The organism is Halalkalibacter krulwichiae (assembly GCF_002109385.1).
Classification (GTDB): Bacteria; Bacillota; Bacilli; order Bacillales; family Bacillaceae_D; genus Halalkalibacter; species Halalkalibacter krulwichiae.
Genome location: NZ_CP020814.1, coordinates 4,251,885 through 4,270,694, shown reverse-complemented (window position 1 = coordinate 4,270,694; position 18,810 = coordinate 4,251,885). Strand labels below are relative to the sequence as shown.

Genomic DNA, 18,810 nt, shown 5'->3' with positions numbered 1-18,810 from the left:
GATAGAAACGAGGGACAAAAGTGGATGAGTTTAAAAAGTGAGTTATCATCATCTTTTCAACCCTTTCATTATAAACAGTATCGTTACCTTTGGATTGGGCAGTTGACAACTGTATCGGCACAAATGATGGATATGATCACTCGGAGTTGGCTCATTTACAGCATGACCCAATCAGCTCTGCAATTGTCATTTGTAATGGCGCTGCAAGCCTTGCCTTTACTCTTCTTTGGCTTGATGGGAGGAGTTTTGGCTGATCGGTTTGATCGTAGAAAGCTATTATTGATTTCGCAAATAACAAATTTTGTTGTCAATATGCTCATGGGTATACTCCTTGTAGCTGGGTGGCTAGAAGTTTGGATGGTGTACACAACAAGTTTATTAGCAGGAACAGCGATGGCAGTTCAGCAGCCTGCACGAAATTCGATTATCCCAGCGACTGTCCCTAGGAAATCTTTGCAAGACGCAATCGTTCTTAATTCGAGCACTTTAAATATTGGGCAAGCAGCAGGACCGGCAATTGGAGGATTCATTATTGCTGGAATGGGAATAAGTTCAACCTTCTTCTTACAAGCTGCCCTTTTTTTAATTAGTATATGGATGACGATTCAAATGAGTTCTATGATCTCCATCCCACCCAAAAAAAAGAAGAAGGAGTCCATCGTTACTAGTATCGCACAGGGCTTACGTTATGTTCGACGAAATGAAATCATTCTTTCCTTGCTCCTTTTAGCGACTGTTCCACTGTTTTTTGGAAATCCAGTTCAAAGTGTTATTCCCATTTTTGCAGAAGACATTTTGAAGGTTGGAGCAGATGGAGCGGGTATCTTGCTTGGAGCGATGGGGATTGGAACGATCGTGAGTACACTCCTATTAATTACTCTTCCTACTATTAAGAAACCTGGCAGAATCATTGTCTCATCAACTATATTTTATGGCTTGTTTCTACTGTTGTTTGCAATATCTACGTATTTTTGGTTGTCGGTTTGTTTCATGTTTTTGGCGGGGGTCTGCTTAGCTCTTTTCCGTACATTAAATCAGTCTATGATTATTAGCAATACTGAAAACGAGTATTTAGGAAGGGTAAACAGTATCTACCTGCTAGATAGAGGGATGGTACCTTTAGGCATTATTTTGCTAGGGATATTATCTGAATACTGGACTGTCGTTTTCGGTGTTGGAATGATGAGTGTACTTTGTATTCTAGTTACCTTGCTTACACTGATCAAGTCGAAAGCATTATGGCGAGTAGAAGAAAAACAGTCAGAGGAAACATATGCTTCTCAATGATTTATTTCTAAATGTAAAAAAGCTAGAAGGAGCATAAGTTATCACTCCTTCTAGGTTCATCTGAAATGATAAGTAAGGCTAAAATGTTTCAATAAACCGTTGCGCAGCTTTCGAAAGGGGACGTTTTTTTGCCCAGAGAAGAGTTGTTTCATTTTGAAGTGAACAATCTTTAATATCTGCAATTCTAATCCCTTCTGTTGAAAGCATGGATAAGGTAGATCTTGGCATTACCGTAGCACCGATACCGGCGTTCACTAAAGATAAGAGGATTGAGGCATCAGGACATTCACAAACGACATTCGGTTTTACACCATGCTTTGTGCACTCATTGTAAATAGAGTTGTATCGATCGCCTCTAACAACCATTACTAGGGGGATTTCTTCTAAATCTTTCAACGAGATTGATGTGACTTTTGGATCCCAATCCCACTGTCTTGGAATAAATAAAACATAAGGTTCCACTTGTATCACTTTCTTTTCAAAGTCTAAGTAGGTCTCTTGAACGAAGCGGACTAATGCCAACTCAACTTCTCTGTCTTCCAAATAATTAACGACCTGTGAAGGGTGGCCATCAAGCAACCGAAATGTTACGAGGGGATAATCTTGTAAGAAGGTATTAATTCTTTCTGGCAGATACGTGGTGGCGCAGGATCTAGAAGCTCCAATAACAAGCTGACCCTTTAAGCCTTCACCCGTTTCTTGTACTTCATTAACAGTGTCTTCAATCTGTTGAAGAATACTAGAAGCTCGCTTATATAGCACTGCACCAGCCTTTGTTAGTTCAATACTTCGACTATGGCGGATAAACAGTGTTGTTCCTAACTCTTCCTCAATTACTTTCAACTGGTGACTTAACGGAGGTTGAGCGATATTCAACTTTTTTGCAGCGCGTGTAATTTGACCTTCATTTGCTACAGTCACGAAATAACGGAGTTGGCGTACATCCATATTGTTCCTCCTATCCATATTTAAATCATATCGCAAATCTATTATATAGGTATTTGTAAATATATTATATCAGATGGTAGTATAAAATTACTATCAATTATGTTTATTTAGAAAATTACGAACATTAATACCTCTATAAAGGGGAAAGAATAACATTTCTGGTCTTATTTCATAGGTACTAAGATAAAGAGACTTTATCCTTCTTGTCGAGAATTGAACATCCCCTTCACTGTGTAAATGTGGTTGATAGAAACTTCTTTGAAAAGGGTGACATTATGTTTGTGTTATTAAATTTTATACTCTTTCTAGCGGTGTCAGGGTATGCCGTTTATTTATTCGCACAGTTGGTATACAGCAGAATTACGTTTATACGACTAGGCAAGAAAGGTGATTTTGACCTTGCGCTAAAGGATCGATTAAATACGGTATTAATTAATGTATTCGGTCAAAGAAAATTATTTAAAGACACTAAGAGCGGGATTATCCATGTGATCCTATTTTACGGATTTTTTATTATCCAAGTTGGACTAATTGAAATCATCATTAAAGGATTTAGCAAGGGCTTTGAATATCCGTTAGGCGCTGCCCACAAATATTTTAGTTTTCTTCAGGAGTGGACCACCTTTCTCATGTTCGGTGCAATCTTGTATGGTTGCTATCGTCGTTACGGAGAGAAATTAACTCGATTGCAATGGAAGCGAGATGGGAAAGCACTTTTTGTCTACGTTGCGTTAGCTATTTTGTCGGCAACTATTCTTCTAACACTAGGATTTGAGCAAATAATGCTAGGCCATGAACCAAACTTCGTGTATGCTCCTTTTTCTAGTCTAATTGCAACCGCTTTTGCAGGGGTGGGACTATCAGTTGCTACATTCTTATTCTATCTATCATGGTGGCTTCACATGGTTGCAGTACTTAGTTTTATGGTGTTTGTCCCACAGTCAAAACAAGCCCATGAGATCTTTGCTACCTTCAACGTGTTCTTTAAGAGAACAGGACCGGTAGGAAAATTAAGATCAATCGACTTTGAAGATGAAGAGCTTGAGGAGTTTGGTGTCGGAAAAATAGAGGACTTTACCCAACAGCAATTAATTGACTTGTATGCGTGTGCTGAATGTGGTCGCTGTACAAATATGTGTCCGGCATCTGCAACAGGAAAGATTTTATCACCAATGGAATTGATAGTGAAAATGAGAAATCATTTAACGGAAAAGGGAGCTGCCGTTACATCTCGTACACCGTGGATGCCAAACGTCGTATTTAATCAGAAAAATCACGGAGCATTACAAAATGAATCGGAAACAGCTGCGACTTTGGAAATGCCACAGTTAATAGGTGATGTGATAACGGAAGAGGAAATTTGGGCTTGCACAACCTGTCGAAACTGTGAGGATCAATGCCCGGTTATGAATGAGCATGTAGACAAAATTATTGACCTACGACGGTATTTAGTAATGACTCAAGGAGAAATGCCTACAGATGCAGCTCGTTACTTCCAAAACATTGAACGTCAAAGTAATCCATGGGCTCTTAATCGAAATGACCGTATCAATTGGCGTGAGGGGATGGAGGATGTTGTCAAAACCGTTAATGAAGTAGAGGAGTTTGATGTTCTGTTCTGGGTTGGTTCAATGGGATCATTTGATATTAGAAGTCAGAAAATTGCAACATCTTTTTCCAGAATAATGGAAAAAGCTGGCGTGAAGTTTGCCATTTTAGGAAATGAGGAGATGAACTCTGGAGAAACCGTAAGAAGAATGGGAAATGAGTATTTGTTTCAGGAGTTATGTACTCAAAACATTGAAACTTTCAAAAAGTATAATGTCCAAAAAATCGTAACGACTGATCCACATGCTTATAATACGTTTAAAAATGAGTATCCAGAATTCGGACTTGATGTAGAAGTAGTTCACCATACACAATTTCTCTTTGATCTTCTTAAGGAAGGTAAAATTAAACCTACTAACAAGGTTCATGAGAAAATCGTCTATCATGACTCCTGTTATATTGGGCGTTATAACGATATTTTTGATGCTCCGAGAGAAATTCTTAGTGCGATTCCAGGTGTTGAATTACTTGAAATGGAACGTAATAAGCAAGATGCGCTTTGTTGTGGAGCTGGTGGGGGCCGAATGTGGATGGAAGAACATGAAGGGACTAGGATGAACTTGGCTAGAACTGAGATGGCCTTGAAGACAAACCCAACAGTTATTGGTAGCAACTGTCCTTATTGCTTGACGATGATGACAGACGGTGTGAAAGAGAATGAGGTAGAAGAGCAGGTTCAAACATTGGATATTACAGAGATTTTAGAGAAATCATTGGCATAAGGTTTCAAACAAAACTTCTATCGCTTTTATTACGTTTCATTGAACCGCTCGTTAAAACGTGACATTAAAATTAAAGGAGACAAAAAAATGGAAGATCTTGTGAGTAGCAAGAATAATAGATATACGACTGCTGATGGTTTACTAGAAGCGTTGCAAGAAATGGGAGTAGCTTATCTATTTTGTAATCTAGGGAGCGATCATCCACCGATCATTGAGGCATTGGCAAAAGCTAAAGAAACTAACAAGAAACTGCCAAAAGTAATTATTTGTCCGCATGAAAGTGTGGCTCTAGCAGCAGCGCATGGTCATGCGCTGCTGAGCGGGCAAGCACAAGCGGTGATCATTCATACAGACGTCGGCACGCAGAATTTGGGAGGGGCCTTGCACAATGTATATCGGGGGCGAGTTCCAGTCTTTATCTTCGCTGGAGAAACTCCTTTTACGACAGATGGAGAACTAAGAGGAAGTCGCAATTCCTTCGTCAATTATTTACAAAATGTCTATGATCAGCGAGGCATTGTTAGATCATATGTGAAATGGGATTATGATATTAGAACGGGAAGTAACATTAAGCAGCTCACATACCGAGCAATGCAGTTAGCTCATAGCACTCCAGCTGGCCCAGTATATTTAACGGGAGCTAGAGAAGTGTTAGAGGAAGAAATCGAACCATTGAATGACAACTCAGATAAATGGTTGCCGGTTGAACCGACTGATCTACCACAAAAAGGTGTCCAAGAAATGATAAAAGCAATCGTAGAAGCAAAGAATCCATTATTGATTACTTCTTATTTAGGGAGAAATACAAAAGCGATTACACAATTAGTAGATTTCTGTGAAAAGTTAGCTATCCCGGTCATTGAGCAAAATCCATCTTATTTGAATTTTCCACGGAATCACCCGATGCACCTTGGATACGAGCCGAATCAATTCATTTCAGAAGCTGATGTGATTATTGCCATTGATACGGATGTACCTTGGGTTTCAACACAGGTACAACCGAAAGAAGATTGCAAAGTCTATTATATGGACTTGGATCCCATTAAGGAAGAAATCCCGATTTGGAACATTCCAGCGGTCAAGTATTATCGAGTAGACTCCTATCATTCTCTCGTACAGCTAAATGAACATATCTCTGAGACAGAAGTAAACGAGGCATTGGTTGAAGAGCGCTATCAATCTTTGAAGAAGCTGCATGATAAACAACGAAATTTATGGGCGGAAAAAGAACAAACAGAGGGAGCTGTTATTACACCAGAATGGCTGACTGCTTGTTTAAGAAATGTGATAGATGATGACACCATTATATTAGATGAAACAATTACTAGCACTATGGTGGTAAATAAGCACCTGCCTCGAACGAAAGAGGGTACCTACTTTGGGAGTGGTGGTACGTCATTAGGATGGAATGGCGGGGCGGCTATTGGGATGAAACTAGCAAACTCTAATAAGAAGGTTGTTTCATTAACTGGTGATGGTACCTTTTTATTCAGTGTTCCCTCCTCTGTTCAATGGATTTCTCGTAGATATCAAGCTCCTTTTCTTACTGTTATTTACAATAATGAAGGTTGGAACGCAACGAAAATGAACCATCTGAAATGGTATCCAGATGGTGTGGCAAAACAAACAGACAACTATTGGGTCAATTTTGATAAACCGGCTGATTTGGCGAAAATTGCCGAAGCGGCAGGGGGGGCGTTTGCAAGAACGGTGGAAGATCCTGATGAAGTACAGGAAGTTTTGTTACAAGCTATGAATGAAGTTTCTAATGGACGGTCGGCTGTTGTCGATGTTCGTTTAGCTAGAATCTCAAATCAAAAAGATAATTAATAATAAAAACTATATAAGGAGGTGGTTTTTTATTTAAAATATGAAAGCGTTATCAAATAAAACATGGAAAAATACTTAATACAGGAGGCGAGAGCTAGATAGAATCATTAAAAATAGTGAACTTAGAAATGGATAAAATGGTTGCAATAAACGGTGTTACATCTTACTGATCTAATATAAAACTATTCAGGACCTTGAGGAGGAGAAATTGTTTATGAAAAAAACAATTATGTTAGTTTTTATGGTTTTACTATTTGGATTGGTAGGCTTAGGCTGTTCGCAAGCTAGTACAGGATCCGATTCAGAAAAAGACGAATCAACAGGAACGACAGAAACTCAAGAGGTAGCAAGTGCCGATTACCCTAGTAAGCCAATTGAGATATTAGTACCTTTTGCTGCGGGCGGCTCTACAGATACTACTGCTAGAGTGTTAAGTAAATACTTACCAAAGTACTTACCTAATGAAGTCAATATCGTAATCGTTAATAAACCAGGAGCGGGAGGAACGATTGCAGCTACTGATTTATTTAAAGCGGAACCAGATGGCTATACGTTAGAACTAGCAACTCACCGTAGTATTGCCATGCAACCAGTATATGGGCAAACGGAATACTCTTATGATAGTTTTCAACCGATCGCAAAAGTAACAACTGAACAGCAAGTAATGGCAGTAAGAGCAGATGCACCTTGGGATACGTTTGAAGACTGGTTAGATTATGTAAATGAAAACCCGGGTCAATTTACGTATGCAGTAAGTGGAGGAATTGGGTCTGGTTCCCATTTACCGATGGCAGAGTTAGAGATGGAAGCAGAATTTGAGGCAACGGCTGTTGCTTATGATGGAACGGCTCCAGCTATGACGGCAGTATTAGGTGGGCAAGTCGATGGTGCGATCGGGCAACCAAGTAGTGTAAAAGGTTTTGTAGAATCTGGAGAAATGAAGATGTTGTTTAACGCTGGAGCAACACCAGTACCTTACGCTCCAGAAGTCCCGTTATTAATAGATAAAGGTTATGACATTGCTTACGACAGTAACGCTTCGTTGTTAGCACCAAATGGTATACCTGAAGAAGTATTAACAATTCTTGAGGCCGCACTAGAAGAGGCGCTTGCTGACCCTGATCTACTAGCAGAGTTAGAAAATGTTGACATTCAAGTTGACTATAAACCAGCTGAAGGAGTGCAGGAAGAGTTAACGGAGGAGTATAACAAATCTAAGGATGTTTTAACTAAATTAGGTTTAATCTAGTAAATTTGTCAATGGGGCATGAACAAATGTTAGTGAGCGTTTGGGGCAACTCAAAATGCTCACTCTCTTTCATTCAGAACGCACAACTATTTAAACGAAAGAAGGTGTTCATCAATGCATGAAAAGCTAGCAAATAATATGATGTCCATTTTGTTTATTGTATTTGCGATTTGGATTATCGTGAAGTCCAACCAACTTGTAGAAATAGGTTTTAACCAAATAGGGTCAGGCTATTTTCCCACGCTTTTAGCTACAATCCTAATTATTTTATCTTCCATTAATTTAGTGAAAACATTCGTAAGTACAGATAGACAAAAGATAGAGCTCCCAAACGCAAAGAGAATTTGGTGGACTATAGGGCTACTGGCATTATTTTTTGTTACATGGAAACAGTTTGGTTATTTCTATGTTCAAATGTTTCTCTATTTATTTATTATGTTTACTCTATACCGTTTACCTTTGGGACGGAAAAAGAGGTATTTTGCCGTTAACTTTGCAGTAGCACTTGTTTTAACGCTTATGGTTTATGGTGTATTTGATGTACTTATGTACGTGAAGTTCTAATTTTGAAAGGAGGATACACGTGGATTTATTAATGAGCATTGACTATGGGGGCTAGCTTTTAGCTTTTTGTGTATTATTCTCGGGTTGTTTGTTGGGATGCTGATGGGAGCACTTCCGGGTTTAGGTCTAATGATTGCAATAACCTTGTTATTGCCGCTTTCTTATAGTTTATCAGTAATGGACTCGATTCTATTATTGCTAGCTTGTTATCAAGGGGCCGAGTATGGTGGTTCGATCTCAGCGATTACACTCGGAATACCAGGTACAGCCATGGCCTCAGCAACAGTAGTGGATGGTTATCCGTTAGCAAAAAATAAGTCACCTGGAAAAGCATTAGCCTATTCCATAACTGCATCAACGATTGGTGCCATTTTCGGGGACTGGTACTAATCTTACTCTCTAAACCTTTGTCAAAGTTTGCTCTGCAATTAGGTGACCCTGAATATTTTCTATTAGGGATACTCGGTTTAGTTGCTATCGCTAGCATCGGATCAGGGGACAAAATTAAGAATCTAACTTCTATAGTCCTCGGATTAATAGCAGGAACGGTAGGAGTAGACATTTTCACCGGGTCTCAGAGATTTACAGGTAATATCCATGAATTGAGTGAAGGGATAAATCTTATTGCCATTGTTGTAGCATTGTTTGCCTTTACAGAAGTGTTTTATATGATATCTGGAAACTTAAATCATAGAAACAAAATTGATGCTAGCAATTTAAAGACGAAGTTAACTTTTCAAGAATTCAAGTCAATATTGAAGCCAACTGGAATTGGATCGATCGTAGGTTCTTTTGTCGGAATTTTGCCTGGAGTCGGTTCATCTGCATCTGGGTGGTTTGGGTACATTGCGGCTAAGAAAGTGTCTAAAGATCCGAAGTCGTTTGGTACCGGAAATCCTGAAGGGATCGCAGCGCCAGAGTCGGCAAATAATGCGACAGTAGGTGGAGCTTTACTACCGTTATTAACGCTTGGTATCCCTGGGTCTGCCTCGTTAGCTATTATAGCTGGTGCTTTTATCATTCATGGCATACAGCCGGGGCCTCAAATATTCTCGAAAACACCTGAATTAGTTAATGGGATTTTCGTTGGTTTTATTATAACGGCGATATTAATGTACTTTATGGGTAGACTTCTTACAACTGGTTTTGCACGAATATTGGTCACACCGAATGCTTTCCTTGTACCTGGAATTGTGATCTTTTCAGTGATCGGAATCTACGCTTCAAGCTCTTCTCATTTCAATCTATGGTTTGCGTTAGTGCTTGGGATTATAGCATTTTATTGTAGGCTTCTAAACTATTCAATCTACTCGTTTGTACTGGCTTTTGTACTTAGCCCGATTATTGAAGTTAGTTTAAGAAGAGCACTTGTTATCTCCGATGGCAGCTATATGGTTTTCTTTACACGAACGTACTCTATCATTCTAATTTTACTTATGTTAATATTTGTGATTTTCGGAATAATTAAGTGGATGAAATCAAGGAATATGAAAGAAGAAGAGAATATCAGTGCTTAAGTTAGGTACTCCAGTTCCGAGTGACCTTATGTATAGCAAGGAAATGTTTTTTACTCTAGGAGGTACGAGATGAAAGTTAATATGCTGATTGAAAGTCAAGAGGTTGCAACGACAGATTACGATGGAATTCAAAACCCTGGGAAGTTAAACCAACTTGTCGGTTACGTTGCGAAAGGAACCGCAAATCATGTCGATCTCGCAGTGAAAGCTGCACATCGCGCGTTCTTAAAATGGAGAGAGATCTCCTTAGAAGAGAGAATCTCATTGTTACTTACATCGACAGAGAAGATAGAAGAAAAAATGGAGGAGATAGCAACGATCACCGCTGAAGAAAATGGAATGCTGTTAAATAGAACTAAGGATGAAATTCATTTAGGTTTAGCAGATGTAAGGCTTCTAGCAGACTTAGCAAATTCAGCATTTGAAGTTGATTATCATGAGGATGATACAGGATGGGTAAGGGTAGAGAAAAAGCCAATGGGAGTCGTTGGCTGTATTGTTCCATGGAATGCTCCGTTAATTCTTACAATGCAAAAGATCACACCGATTATACTAGCGGGCAATACGGTTGTCGTTAAGCCATCTCCTACTGCTTCAATGGGCGTGACACTATTATTAAAAACAATGGCTACTGTTTTCCCTGCCGGTGTAATTAATGTTGTGCTAGGGGATGGTGAAGTCGGAAGTGCCTTGACGAGTCATCCGCACGTACGAAAGATTTCATTTACGGGAGGTGGACCTACTGCAACGATGATCATGAAATCTGCTTCTGAAACATTAAAAGGTATTCACTTTGAGTTAGGAGGAAATGATCCAGCTATCGTATTAGAGGATGCCGATCTTCACGAAGTTGCACCTAAAATTGTAGAAGCTGCATTTAGAAGAAGTGGACAATTTTGTTTTGCTATCAAGCGAGTTTATGTTCCACGTGCGATGTATGAGCAATTCTATGAGTTGGTTTGTAACCTTACTGATAACTATCAGATCGGATATCAACTTGATGAGAAGACAACAATGGGGCCTGTAAATAACGAACAACAATACCGAAAGATAACTGAATTGATAGAGAGTCTTGAGAGTAGCGGGGCTAACCTTGTGAAACTAGGGAAGAAGCTAGAACCTGAAAATTGGGAGAATGGCTATTATATTCAACCAGTTGTCGTACGCGATATTGCCCCTGATGCTGAAGTCGTTACTTGCGAACAATTTGGTCCTGTGTTGCCTCTAGTTCCTTATGAGACAGAGGCTGAAGTGATTCAAATGGCAAATGCAACAGAGTTCGGTTTAGGTTCTTCTGTATGGTCTTCTAATAGTAAGCATGCGGCAGAAGTTGCTTCCAAAATAGAGGCTGGGATGACGTTTATTAATGGACATGGACAAACGCCACTAGGATCGAAATATATGCCTTTTGGTGGAATTAAACAAAGTGGGATCGGCAGAGAGAAAACGATTCGTGTCTTCGATGAATTTATCGAATATCACGGGATTAATTGTCATGGGGGCTTACAAGGGTGACCCTGTTGACTTCATCCAATTCATATTTAAATAGTATGGAAAACAAACTTTATAGATATTTGTAATATGAATGGGGCCATGATAAATTGTAAATATAAGATATCTAAATATTTATAATTTTCTGGAGGCGATCAATGAATATTCTAGTTTTACTCAAACAGACCTTTGATACAGAGGAAAGAATTATAATCGAAAACGGTAAGGTTAGCGAAAAAGAAGCAAAATACATCATTAATCCTTATGACGAATTTGCCGTAGAAGAAGCCGTTAAAATTAAAGAATCAACGGGAGCCGATGTAACAATTGTTACGGTAGGTCCACCACGTGTAGAGAGTGCGGTACGTGCAGCTTTAGCAATGGGAGCAGACAAAGCCATTATTGTTGAAGAGGATTCTTTTGAAGGTGACGAGTTCACAATTTCTAAAGTATTGGCTGCTGTCGTAAAGCGTGATTCATATGACCTTATCCTAGGGGATACATGGCGGTTGACGATGGAGCAGCTCAAGTGGGACCGCGCTTAGCTGAAGAACTTGATATACCTCATATTGCAACGATTACAAAACTAGAGATTGAAAATGGCACTGTTAAAGTGGAGAAAGATATAGAAGGGGATACAGAAATTATTGAAACTACATTACCTGTACTTTTAACAGCCCAACAAGGACTAAATGAACCTAGATACCCAACACTTCCAGGGATTATGAAAGCAAAGAAAAAGCCTATTGAACGCCTAACGATTGAAGAACTTGGTTTAAATCTAGATGCAATACAAAGTAAAACAGAAGTGATAGATCAATACCCGCCTCAGAAGAAGACGGAAGGAAAAATTCTTAAAGGAGAAATTCCTGACCAAGTTCAAGAACTTGTAAAATACTTACGTTCAGAAGCGAAAGTAGTGTAACTGCAATCTCTATAATCTTAAAATTCATAATCTTCAGTAAAATATAAGGAGGGACAACAGACAGATGGGTAAAAATGTATTAGTTATCGCTGAAAAACGTGAAGAGAATTTACGGAATGTAACTTTTGAGGTTTTGTCTGCTGCCAAAAAAGTAGCAGCTGGTGGAACCGTGACGGCAGTTTTATTTGAGGACAATGGCAAAGGTGATATTGATAAGCTGGCTTACTTTGGTGCGGACAAAGTCTACTCGCTCTCAAATGAAAAATTAAAAGAATATACACCAGATGCTTATTCCCAGGCTCTGACTCAAGTCATCGAAGTAGTAAAACCAGATGCAATTTTGTGGGGTCACACAGGCATAGGAAGAGACTTGGCTCCAAGGGTCGCGTCTCGATTAAACCTTGGTTTAATTTCTGATTGTGTAGATCTGAAAGTACAGGGTGAAGAGGTTACTTTTGTACGTCCTATTTATGCAGGTAAAGCGTTTCAAGAGAAAAGAATCAAGACTGGGACAATCTTTGCGACCATTCGCCCTAATAATATTGCGATTGAGGAACCTGACACAAGTCGCGTAGCAGAAGTAGTCGATCTTGAGGCTGATATTAAGGATCTGAGAACAGTCATTAAAGATGTGGTACGGAAAACGGCAGGTAGTGTTGACTTAACAGAAGCTAAAATTATTGTTTCTGGTGGAAGAGGTGTAAAAAGTGCAGAAGGATTTAAGCCTCTTTATGAACTAGCAACTACTCTTGGGGGTGCCGTAGGAGCTTCCCGTGGGGCGTGTGATGCAGGTTATTGTGATTATGCCTTACAGGTCGGACAGACAGGAAAAGTCGTAACTCCAGATTTATATATAGCTTGCGGAATATCAGGTGCCGTTCAACATTTGGCAGGGATGTCGAACTCCAAAATTATTGTTGCAATTAATAAGGATCCAGAAGCTCCTATCTTTAGAGTGGCGGACTATGGTATTGTAGGTGACTTGTTTGAAGTCCTTCCTTTATTGAATGAGGAATTCAGTAAGATTTCTGTATAAAGAGATTAATAGAAAAAGAGGTGTAGAGCAATGAACGTATTATCAGGTATTACAGTTGTTGATATAACACAAAATGTCGCTGGGCCTTTCTGTTCGCAGTTATTGGGTGATTTAGGAGCTACAGTTATAAAAATTGAGCGTCCTGGAACTGGTGATGATACTAGACAATGGCATCCTCCAAAATGGGGCGAAGAATCAGCTACTTTCTTAGCACTTAACCGCAACAAGAAAAGCCTTTGTATTGATCTTGATAGCCCTGAGGGTCAAGAGATTGTTCATGATTTATGTAAGGACGCAGATATTTTTATTCACAGCCTCAAACCTGGAAGCGAGGAATCACGGCAACTAGGGTATGAAAAGTTATCAGAAATCAATCCTTCTTTAATCTATGCTGCGATTAGTGCGTTTGGCGATAAAGGGCCAATGAAGAATAAACCAGGTTACGACCCACTTATCCAAGCATATAGCGGAATTATGAGTTTGACTGGAAATCAAGGAGATGATCCAGTTCGAGTAGGTGTGTCAATTGTTGATATGGCAACAGGTATGTGGTCACTTATTGGAATTTTGACAGCGCTTCACCAACGCAATGAAACGAATGAAGGATGCAAAGTGTCGAACAGTTTACTAGAGACGGGAGTAGCTTGGGTCAACTTACAGCTTTCCAACTTTATGGCATCTGGAAATCTACCTAAGAAACTAGGAACTGGAATGGCAACGACTGTACCATACGAAGCTTTTAAAACGAAGAATGATGACCAGTGGGCTATTATAGCAGCAGGGAATAACCGTCTATTTAAAAATCTATGCGATGCACTTGAGTTACAAGAGTTAGTTGAAGATGAAAGATTCAAAACGAATTCCGTTAGAGTTCAAAATAGATATGAGCTTCGTAGAATAATAGAGGAGAAAACAACGCAGTATGAGGTTGATGACCTTGCTAGAGTATTAGCTGAATTCAAAGTCCCTTGCTCACCGATTAATACACTCGACCGCGTGTATAGCAATGAACAAGTGAATGCTCTTCAGATGATTAGACCGATTGAGGATTTCAGAGTTGAAGACTTTAAAGTAGTCGATCTTCCTTTCCGAATTAATGAAGAACGAGCAAGCATTCGATCATTGCCTCCTTTACTTGGAGAACAATCAGAAGAAGTACTTGCTTCATTAAATTACTCGAAAGAAAAAATGGAGCAACTCAAAAGTAAAAAGGTTATCCAGTAAGGAGGTTGGTTATGGGATTACCAAAACGTGTTTCCATACTGGAAGTAGGACCTCGAGAAGGGTTTCAAATGCAAGAGACCCCTATTCCGACAGAGGATAAAGTTTCCTTTATAAATGCCCTTAATAAGACGGGTGTTTCAAGTATAGAAGTTACATCATTTGTTAGTCCTAAGTGGGTTCCACAGATGGCAGATGCTGAAGACGTTCTTGCTAAAATTGAAAGAGTGCAAGACGTGACTTACCGCGCCGCTTATTTAAACATGAGAGGGTTAGAAAGAGCTCTAGCAAATGATGTCACCGTTGTAGGAAGCCTTGTATTATCTGCAAGTAATACATTTTCTATGAAAAATATGAATAAGACAATAGATGACATGGTTGAAACGCTACCTGGTTGGATTGAAGCCTATCAAAAGGCTGGAGTTCCTGTTAAGCAAATGGGTCTTATGGCGGCATTTGGTTGCAATTATGAAGGGTACATTTATTTAGACCATTTAATTAACATGATTGATAGAGTGAGCCGCTTAGCAGAACAACACGGAGAGAAAATACAAAAGGTTAGGTTAGCAGATACAATGGGTTGGGCTAACCCTGAGCAAATGAAAAGAACGATCTTTGCCATTAAGAACAAGTGGCCAGAGTTAGAGATTGGTTTGCATCTTCATGATACTCGTGGCCTTGGTTTAACAAATGCTTATGCAGCTCTTCAAGAAGGTGTATATGAGTTTGATGCAGCAGTTGCTGGGCTTGGTGGTTGCCCGTTCGCTGCAGTAAAAGGAGCACCAGGGAATATTTGTACAGAAGATTTGGCTTTTATGTGTGAGGAACAAGGAATTGAAACAGGGATTGACTTGGATGCTTTACTAGAGTGCGCAAAGTTAGCCCAGCAGATTGTTGGAGATGAACTTCCCGGCCACCTCATAAAAGGCGGACGATTATATAGTAAAAGGCCACATACATGGATGAAACAGCAAGGTTCAAAACACTAAATTTCTGGGGGAATAAACGATGATGAATTTCGAATTAACTGAGTTTCAAAATGATATCCGTGATGGAGTAAGAGAAGTATGTTCAAGATTTGATTTAGATTATTGGAGAACGGTTCATGAAGAGGGAAGCTATCCGAAAGAATTTGTAAAAGCAATGAGTGATGCAGGATGGTTAGGTGCCCTTATCCCTGAGGAGTACGGTGGATCAGGTCTTGGCTTTACAGAGGGTTCCATCATTCTTGAAGAAATCAATCGATCTGGCGGGAATGCGAACACGGTCCATGCACAAATGTACACAATGGGTGCTGTCTTAAGACATGGAAGTGAAGAGCAAAAGAGAAAGTATCTTCCTCAAATTGCCGAAGGGTCTTTACGATTGCAGTCTTTTGGGGTAACGGAACCAGATGCAGGAAGTGATACAACCAAAATTAAAACATTTGCAGAGAAAAAGGGAGATAAATATATCATTAATGGATCAAAAATCTTTATCTCTCGTTTTAATCACACAGACTTAATGCTTCTTCTAGCTCGTACAACACCTCTTGATCAAGTAGATAAAAAGACAAAAGGTATTAGCTTATTCTTAGTCGATACGCGTGATGTTGGAGATGCAATCGTTTCGCAAAAAATTAAAACAATGCTTGGCGGAGATACGAATATGCTCTTTTTCAATGACCTTGAGGTACCGGCAGAGAACTTAATCGGTGAAGAAGGTAGAGGACTATATTGTATCTTAGACGGTATGAACGCAGAAAGAGTGCTTGTATCTGGAGAGTCGATTGGTAACGGAAAATGGTTTATTGATCAAGCGGTTAAATATGCAAATGAACGAGTTGTCTTTGACCGACCAATTGGGAAGAACCAAGGAATTCAATTCCCAATCGCCAAAGCTTATATTAATCTTCAGGCTGCTGAGGTTATGAATTACAAGGCTGCTACGAAATTTGACAAAGGGCTGACGACAGGGGCAGAAGCTAATATGGGTAAATACTTGTGTGCCGAAGCAGCATATGAAGCAGCTGAGGCTTGTATGCAAACATTTGGAGGGTATGCAGCAGCAAATGAATACCACATTAACAGAAAATGGATGCAGTGTCGTATGCAACGTATCGCCCCAGTATCATCGAACTTAATCTTAAGTCATGTAGCTCAGCACGTTCTTGGATTGCCAAGGTCATTCTAATGATTCCAGACTTCATAAAGGAGAATTGATATGGAAACTCTCAAAGTAGAATTTAAAGGCGAAAACAATGAAATTCTGATTGTAACGTTAAATCGACCAGAAGTAATGAATGCTATGAATACGAAGATGCTAGAAGAGAGATTGGCATTGTTTCGTGAGCAAGCCGAAAACGAAGACTTAAGATGTGTGATTGTAACGGGAGCTGGTGGCAAGGCTTTTAGTACAGGTGGAGACTTAAAAGAAAGAAACAACATGGCCAATCGTTCATGGCGTCAACAGCATCGCATTATTGAAGATTTAGTATTATTATACAGAGATTTTCCGGTTCCGATTATCGCAGCGGTAGAAGGGTATGCACTTGCTGGCGGTTGCGAAATGGCATTATCTGCAGATTTTATTATTGCTTCAGAAACGGCTGTATTCGGAATGTCCGAAATACTAAGAGGCATTATACCAGGTGCAGGGGGTCCTCAAAATCTAGCAAGGGTTATTGGAGCCCCTAGAGCGAAAGAACTCCTTTACACTGGCAGAAGAATTAATGCGGACCTCGCTTATGAATGGGGAATGGTCAACCGGGTCGTTCCTAAGGGCATGGCATTAGAAACTTCACTGGAGATTGCTTATCAAATTGCTGAAAGTGCACCACTAGCTGTACGTGCAGCTAAGACATCTGTTACTAGAGGGTCCGAGGTCGATTTCCATACGGCGTATGTTCTAGATTTAGCTGCCTATAACATGCTTGTTTCTTCAGAAGATCGTTTGGAAGGAGTTGCAGCTTTTAATGAGAAACGGAAACCAAGATGGAAAAACCGATAATGATCTAATGAAACGTCTGACTACATTTATTTCAACAACCGAATATATGGATCTACCTGAAGAAATGTCAAAAATAGCTAAGCAAGCTATGATAGATACGATCGGGGTAGCTCTAGCTGGTTGGAAAGAGCCCGCAGTTGAAGTTGTAAAAAAAGTTTATGCATCGTCAACAAGGGATGGCTACAGTCATCCCTCTTCTTTATGGGGAGAGAGAATAAAGCTAGAAAGTGAAAAAGCTGCCATTATTAACGGAACAGCCACTCATGTATTGGATTTTGATGACGCTTCAATAGGTGTGGTTATTCATCCGAGCGCACCAATTCTTTCAGCGGTCATTCCACTTGCTGAGGAAAATGGCAGTTCAGGTGAAGAAGTCATTACAGCTTATTCAGTTGGAACAGAGGTAATGATACGTTTGGGCCAGGTAATGGGATATCGACATTACGAACTAGGTTGGCATGCAACAGGAACGTTAGGAACAATGGGAGCTGCAGCAGCTTGTGCCAATCTTTTAAAGCTGAATTTGGAACAATGCGCAAACACAGTAGCAATTGCTGCTTCAATGGCAGGTGGGTTACAGAAAAACTTTGGGTCGATGACCAAATCATTGCATGTCGGGTTAGCTGCTTCTCATGCCATTCAATCAGCGAAGCTTGCAAAAAGTGGCTTTACAGGGAATACGGAAATATTCGGAAGTCGTGGAGTGTTCAATGCTTTTAGTGGAGGCTTAGAGGAAGAGATAGTAAGGACAAATATGGAAGCAATTCACTTCGGAAAACCTTATGACCTTTTAGAATCTGGTTTGTCGGTTAAGAAGTTTCCATGCTGTTACGGTTCACATCGATTCATTCATGGAGCATTATCGCTTAAACAAGAATACGATTTGTCTCTCGATGACATAGAAGAGATTGTCGTGACTTCGCAAAGAAGAAGTTTGGTGCCTTTAGTTCATAAGCGTCCAAAGACAGGATTGCAAGGAAAGTTTAGTGCTGAGTATACAGTATTAACCGCAATTGCAGATGGCAATGTAACGTTAAGTAGTTTTGAAGATAGTGAAGTTCAGCGACCAGCTATTCAAGATTTGTTTTCGTCTGTAAAAGTGTTGGAAGTAAAGGAAAAAGAAGAGGAAATAAATCTCCGCTTACCAATTGAAATTCAAATTAAGACGAAAAGTGGTCAAACCGTAAAGAAAGCAGTTCTTCATGCACCAGGGTCTAAAGAAACCCCGTTGAGTGAGCAAGAGCATCGAGAAAAATGGGTAGAATGCATAAAGCACTATACGAAACTGACAAAATCGATCCAACCGAATATACAAGTAGAGGGAATAGCAAACGAACTTTACAATAAAGGATTACAAATAGAGTTATATGGCTGCTTTCAAGATTGGTTGTCGTGTGTACAGGGAGTTACAAATTATAAATAAG

Annotated in this window: 15 protein-coding genes and 1 pseudogene; 15 read left to right on the top strand and 1 reads right to left on the bottom strand. The window is 39.7% G+C overall.

What is annotated here, in order from left to right:
* Positions 1-24: 24 nt before the first annotated feature.
* On the top strand, positions 25-1,287 hold the full coding sequence (locus BkAM31D_RS21600) for an MFS transporter (RefSeq protein WP_066158746.1): 1,263 nt from the start codon (positions 25-27) through the stop codon (positions 1,285-1,287).
* Between the two features lie 78 nt (positions 1,288-1,365).
* On the opposite strand, the gene BkAM31D_RS21595 is transcribed toward BkAM31D_RS21600, so the two are convergent.
* Entirely contained in the window at positions 1,366-2,235 is an 870-nt protein-coding gene (locus BkAM31D_RS21595; RefSeq protein WP_066158754.1) for a LysR family transcriptional regulator, read from the bottom strand.
* Between the two features lie 275 nt (positions 2,236-2,510).
* Between BkAM31D_RS21595 and BkAM31D_RS21590 the strand changes: the two genes are divergently transcribed.
* The 14 genes and pseudogenes from BkAM31D_RS21590 (at position 2,511) to BkAM31D_RS21525 (ending at position 18,809) form a co-directional block, all read left to right on the top strand.
* Entirely contained in the window at positions 2,511-4,565 is a 2,055-nt protein-coding gene (locus BkAM31D_RS21590; RefSeq protein ID WP_066158756.1) for a (Fe-S)-binding protein, read from the top strand.
* 87 nt (positions 4,566-4,652) lie between these two features.
* On the top strand, positions 4,653-6,395 hold the full coding sequence (locus tag BkAM31D_RS21585) for a thiamine pyrophosphate-requiring protein (RefSeq protein WP_066158759.1): 1,743 nt from the start codon (positions 4,653-4,655) through the stop codon (positions 6,393-6,395).
* Between the two features lie 214 nt (positions 6,396-6,609).
* Positions 6,610-7,644, top strand: coding sequence for a Bug family tripartite tricarboxylate transporter substrate binding protein (locus tag BkAM31D_RS21580; protein ID WP_066158762.1), 1,035 nt, complete (start codon positions 6,610-6,612; stop codon positions 7,642-7,644).
* 114 nt (positions 7,645-7,758) lie between these two features.
* Positions 7,759-8,208 (top strand): tripartite tricarboxylate transporter TctB family protein, encoded by a 450-nt coding sequence (locus tag BkAM31D_RS21575; protein WP_066158765.1) that lies wholly within the window; start codon positions 7,759-7,761, stop codon positions 8,206-8,208.
* Between the two features lie 96 nt (positions 8,209-8,304).
* On the top strand, positions 8,305-8,598 hold the full coding sequence (locus BkAM31D_RS21570) for a tripartite tricarboxylate transporter permease (protein WP_157108298.1): 294 nt from the start codon (positions 8,305-8,307) through the stop codon (positions 8,596-8,598).
* A gap of 17 nt (positions 8,599-8,615) precedes the next feature.
* On the top strand, positions 8,616-9,725 hold the full coding sequence (locus BkAM31D_RS21565; protein ID WP_180319886.1) for a tripartite tricarboxylate transporter permease: 1,110 nt from the start codon (positions 8,616-8,618) through the stop codon (positions 9,723-9,725).
* Positions 9,726-9,794: 69 nt separating this feature from the next.
* Entirely contained in the window at positions 9,795-11,240 is a 1,446-nt protein-coding gene (locus tag BkAM31D_RS21560; protein WP_066158771.1) for an aldehyde dehydrogenase family protein, read from the top strand.
* Positions 11,241-11,374: 134 nt separating this feature from the next.
* Positions 11,375-12,141 (top strand): annotated as a pseudogene (locus BkAM31D_RS21555) (electron transfer flavoprotein subunit beta/FixA family protein).
* A gap of 64 nt (positions 12,142-12,205) precedes the next feature.
* The gene (locus tag BkAM31D_RS21550) at positions 12,206-13,177 is read left to right on the top strand and encodes an electron transfer flavoprotein subunit alpha/FixB family protein (protein ID WP_066158778.1); all 972 of its coding nucleotides are present in this window, start codon (positions 12,206-12,208) and stop codon (positions 13,175-13,177) included.
* A 30-nt stretch (positions 13,178-13,207) separates the two neighbouring features.
* Positions 13,208-14,401: a CaiB/BaiF CoA transferase family protein gene (locus BkAM31D_RS21545; protein ID WP_066158781.1), complete on the top strand. Its 1,194-nt coding sequence runs from the start codon at positions 13,208-13,210 to the stop codon at positions 14,399-14,401.
* Positions 14,402-14,412: 11 nt separating this feature from the next.
* The gene (locus BkAM31D_RS21540; protein ID WP_066158784.1) at positions 14,413-15,387 is read left to right on the top strand and encodes a hydroxymethylglutaryl-CoA lyase; all 975 of its coding nucleotides are present in this window, start codon (positions 14,413-14,415) and stop codon (positions 15,385-15,387) included.
* A 19-nt stretch (positions 15,388-15,406) separates the two neighbouring features.
* Positions 15,407-16,570 (top strand): acyl-CoA dehydrogenase family protein, encoded by a 1,164-nt coding sequence (locus tag BkAM31D_RS21535; RefSeq protein WP_306807422.1) that lies wholly within the window; start codon positions 15,407-15,409, stop codon positions 16,568-16,570.
* A gap of 30 nt (positions 16,571-16,600) precedes the next feature.
* The gene (locus BkAM31D_RS21530) at positions 16,601-17,386 is read left to right on the top strand and encodes an enoyl-CoA hydratase/isomerase family protein (RefSeq protein WP_066158787.1); all 786 of its coding nucleotides are present in this window, start codon (positions 16,601-16,603) and stop codon (positions 17,384-17,386) included.
* Positions 17,352-18,809: an MmgE/PrpD family protein gene (locus tag BkAM31D_RS21525; protein WP_066158790.1), complete on the top strand. Its 1,458-nt coding sequence runs from the start codon at positions 17,352-17,354 to the stop codon at positions 18,807-18,809. The genes BkAM31D_RS21530 and BkAM31D_RS21525 overlap by 35 nt, the downstream gene beginning before the upstream one ends.
* Position 18,810 lies beyond the last annotated feature (1 nt).

Bases quoted from the DNA above. Each gene is read 5' to 3' on its own strand.
- BkAM31D_RS21535 (WP_306807422.1), top strand. From the start codon at position 15,407: ATGATGAATTTCGAATTAACTGAGTTTCAAAATGATATCCGTGATGGA.
- BkAM31D_RS21530 (WP_066158787.1), top strand. From the start codon at position 16,601: ATGGAAACTCTCAAAGTAGAATTTAAAGGCGAAAACAATGAAATTCTG.
- BkAM31D_RS21550 (WP_066158778.1), top strand. From the start codon at position 12,206: ATGGGTAAAAATGTATTAGTTATCGCTGAAAAACGTGAAGAGAATTTA.
- BkAM31D_RS21600 (WP_066158746.1), top strand. From the start codon at position 25: ATGAGTTTAAAAAGTGAGTTATCATCATCTTTTCAACCCTTTCATTAT.
- BkAM31D_RS21560 (WP_066158771.1), top strand. From the start codon at position 9,795: ATGAAAGTTAATATGCTGATTGAAAGTCAAGAGGTTGCAACGACAGAT.
- BkAM31D_RS21580 (WP_066158762.1), top strand. From the start codon at position 6,610: ATGAAAAAAACAATTATGTTAGTTTTTATGGTTTTACTATTTGGATTG.
- BkAM31D_RS21590 (WP_066158756.1), top strand. From the start codon at position 2,511: ATGTTTGTGTTATTAAATTTTATACTCTTTCTAGCGGTGTCAGGGTAT.
- BkAM31D_RS21545 (WP_066158781.1), top strand. From the start codon at position 13,208: ATGAACGTATTATCAGGTATTACAGTTGTTGATATAACACAAAATGTC.
- BkAM31D_RS21570 (WP_157108298.1), top strand. From the start codon at position 8,305: ATGCTGATGGGAGCACTTCCGGGTTTAGGTCTAATGATTGCAATAACC.
- BkAM31D_RS21540 (WP_066158784.1), top strand. From the start codon at position 14,413: ATGGGATTACCAAAACGTGTTTCCATACTGGAAGTAGGACCTCGAGAA.
- BkAM31D_RS21585 (WP_066158759.1), top strand. From the start codon at position 4,653: ATGGAAGATCTTGTGAGTAGCAAGAATAATAGATATACGACTGCTGAT.
- BkAM31D_RS21525 (WP_066158790.1), top strand. From the start codon at position 17,352: ATGAGAAACGGAAACCAAGATGGAAAAACCGATAATGATCTAATGAAA.
- BkAM31D_RS21575 (WP_066158765.1), top strand. From the start codon at position 7,759: ATGCATGAAAAGCTAGCAAATAATATGATGTCCATTTTGTTTATTGTA.
- BkAM31D_RS21595 (WP_066158754.1), bottom strand. From the start codon at position 2,235: ATGGATGTACGCCAACTCCGTTATTTCGTGACTGTAGCAAATGAAGGT.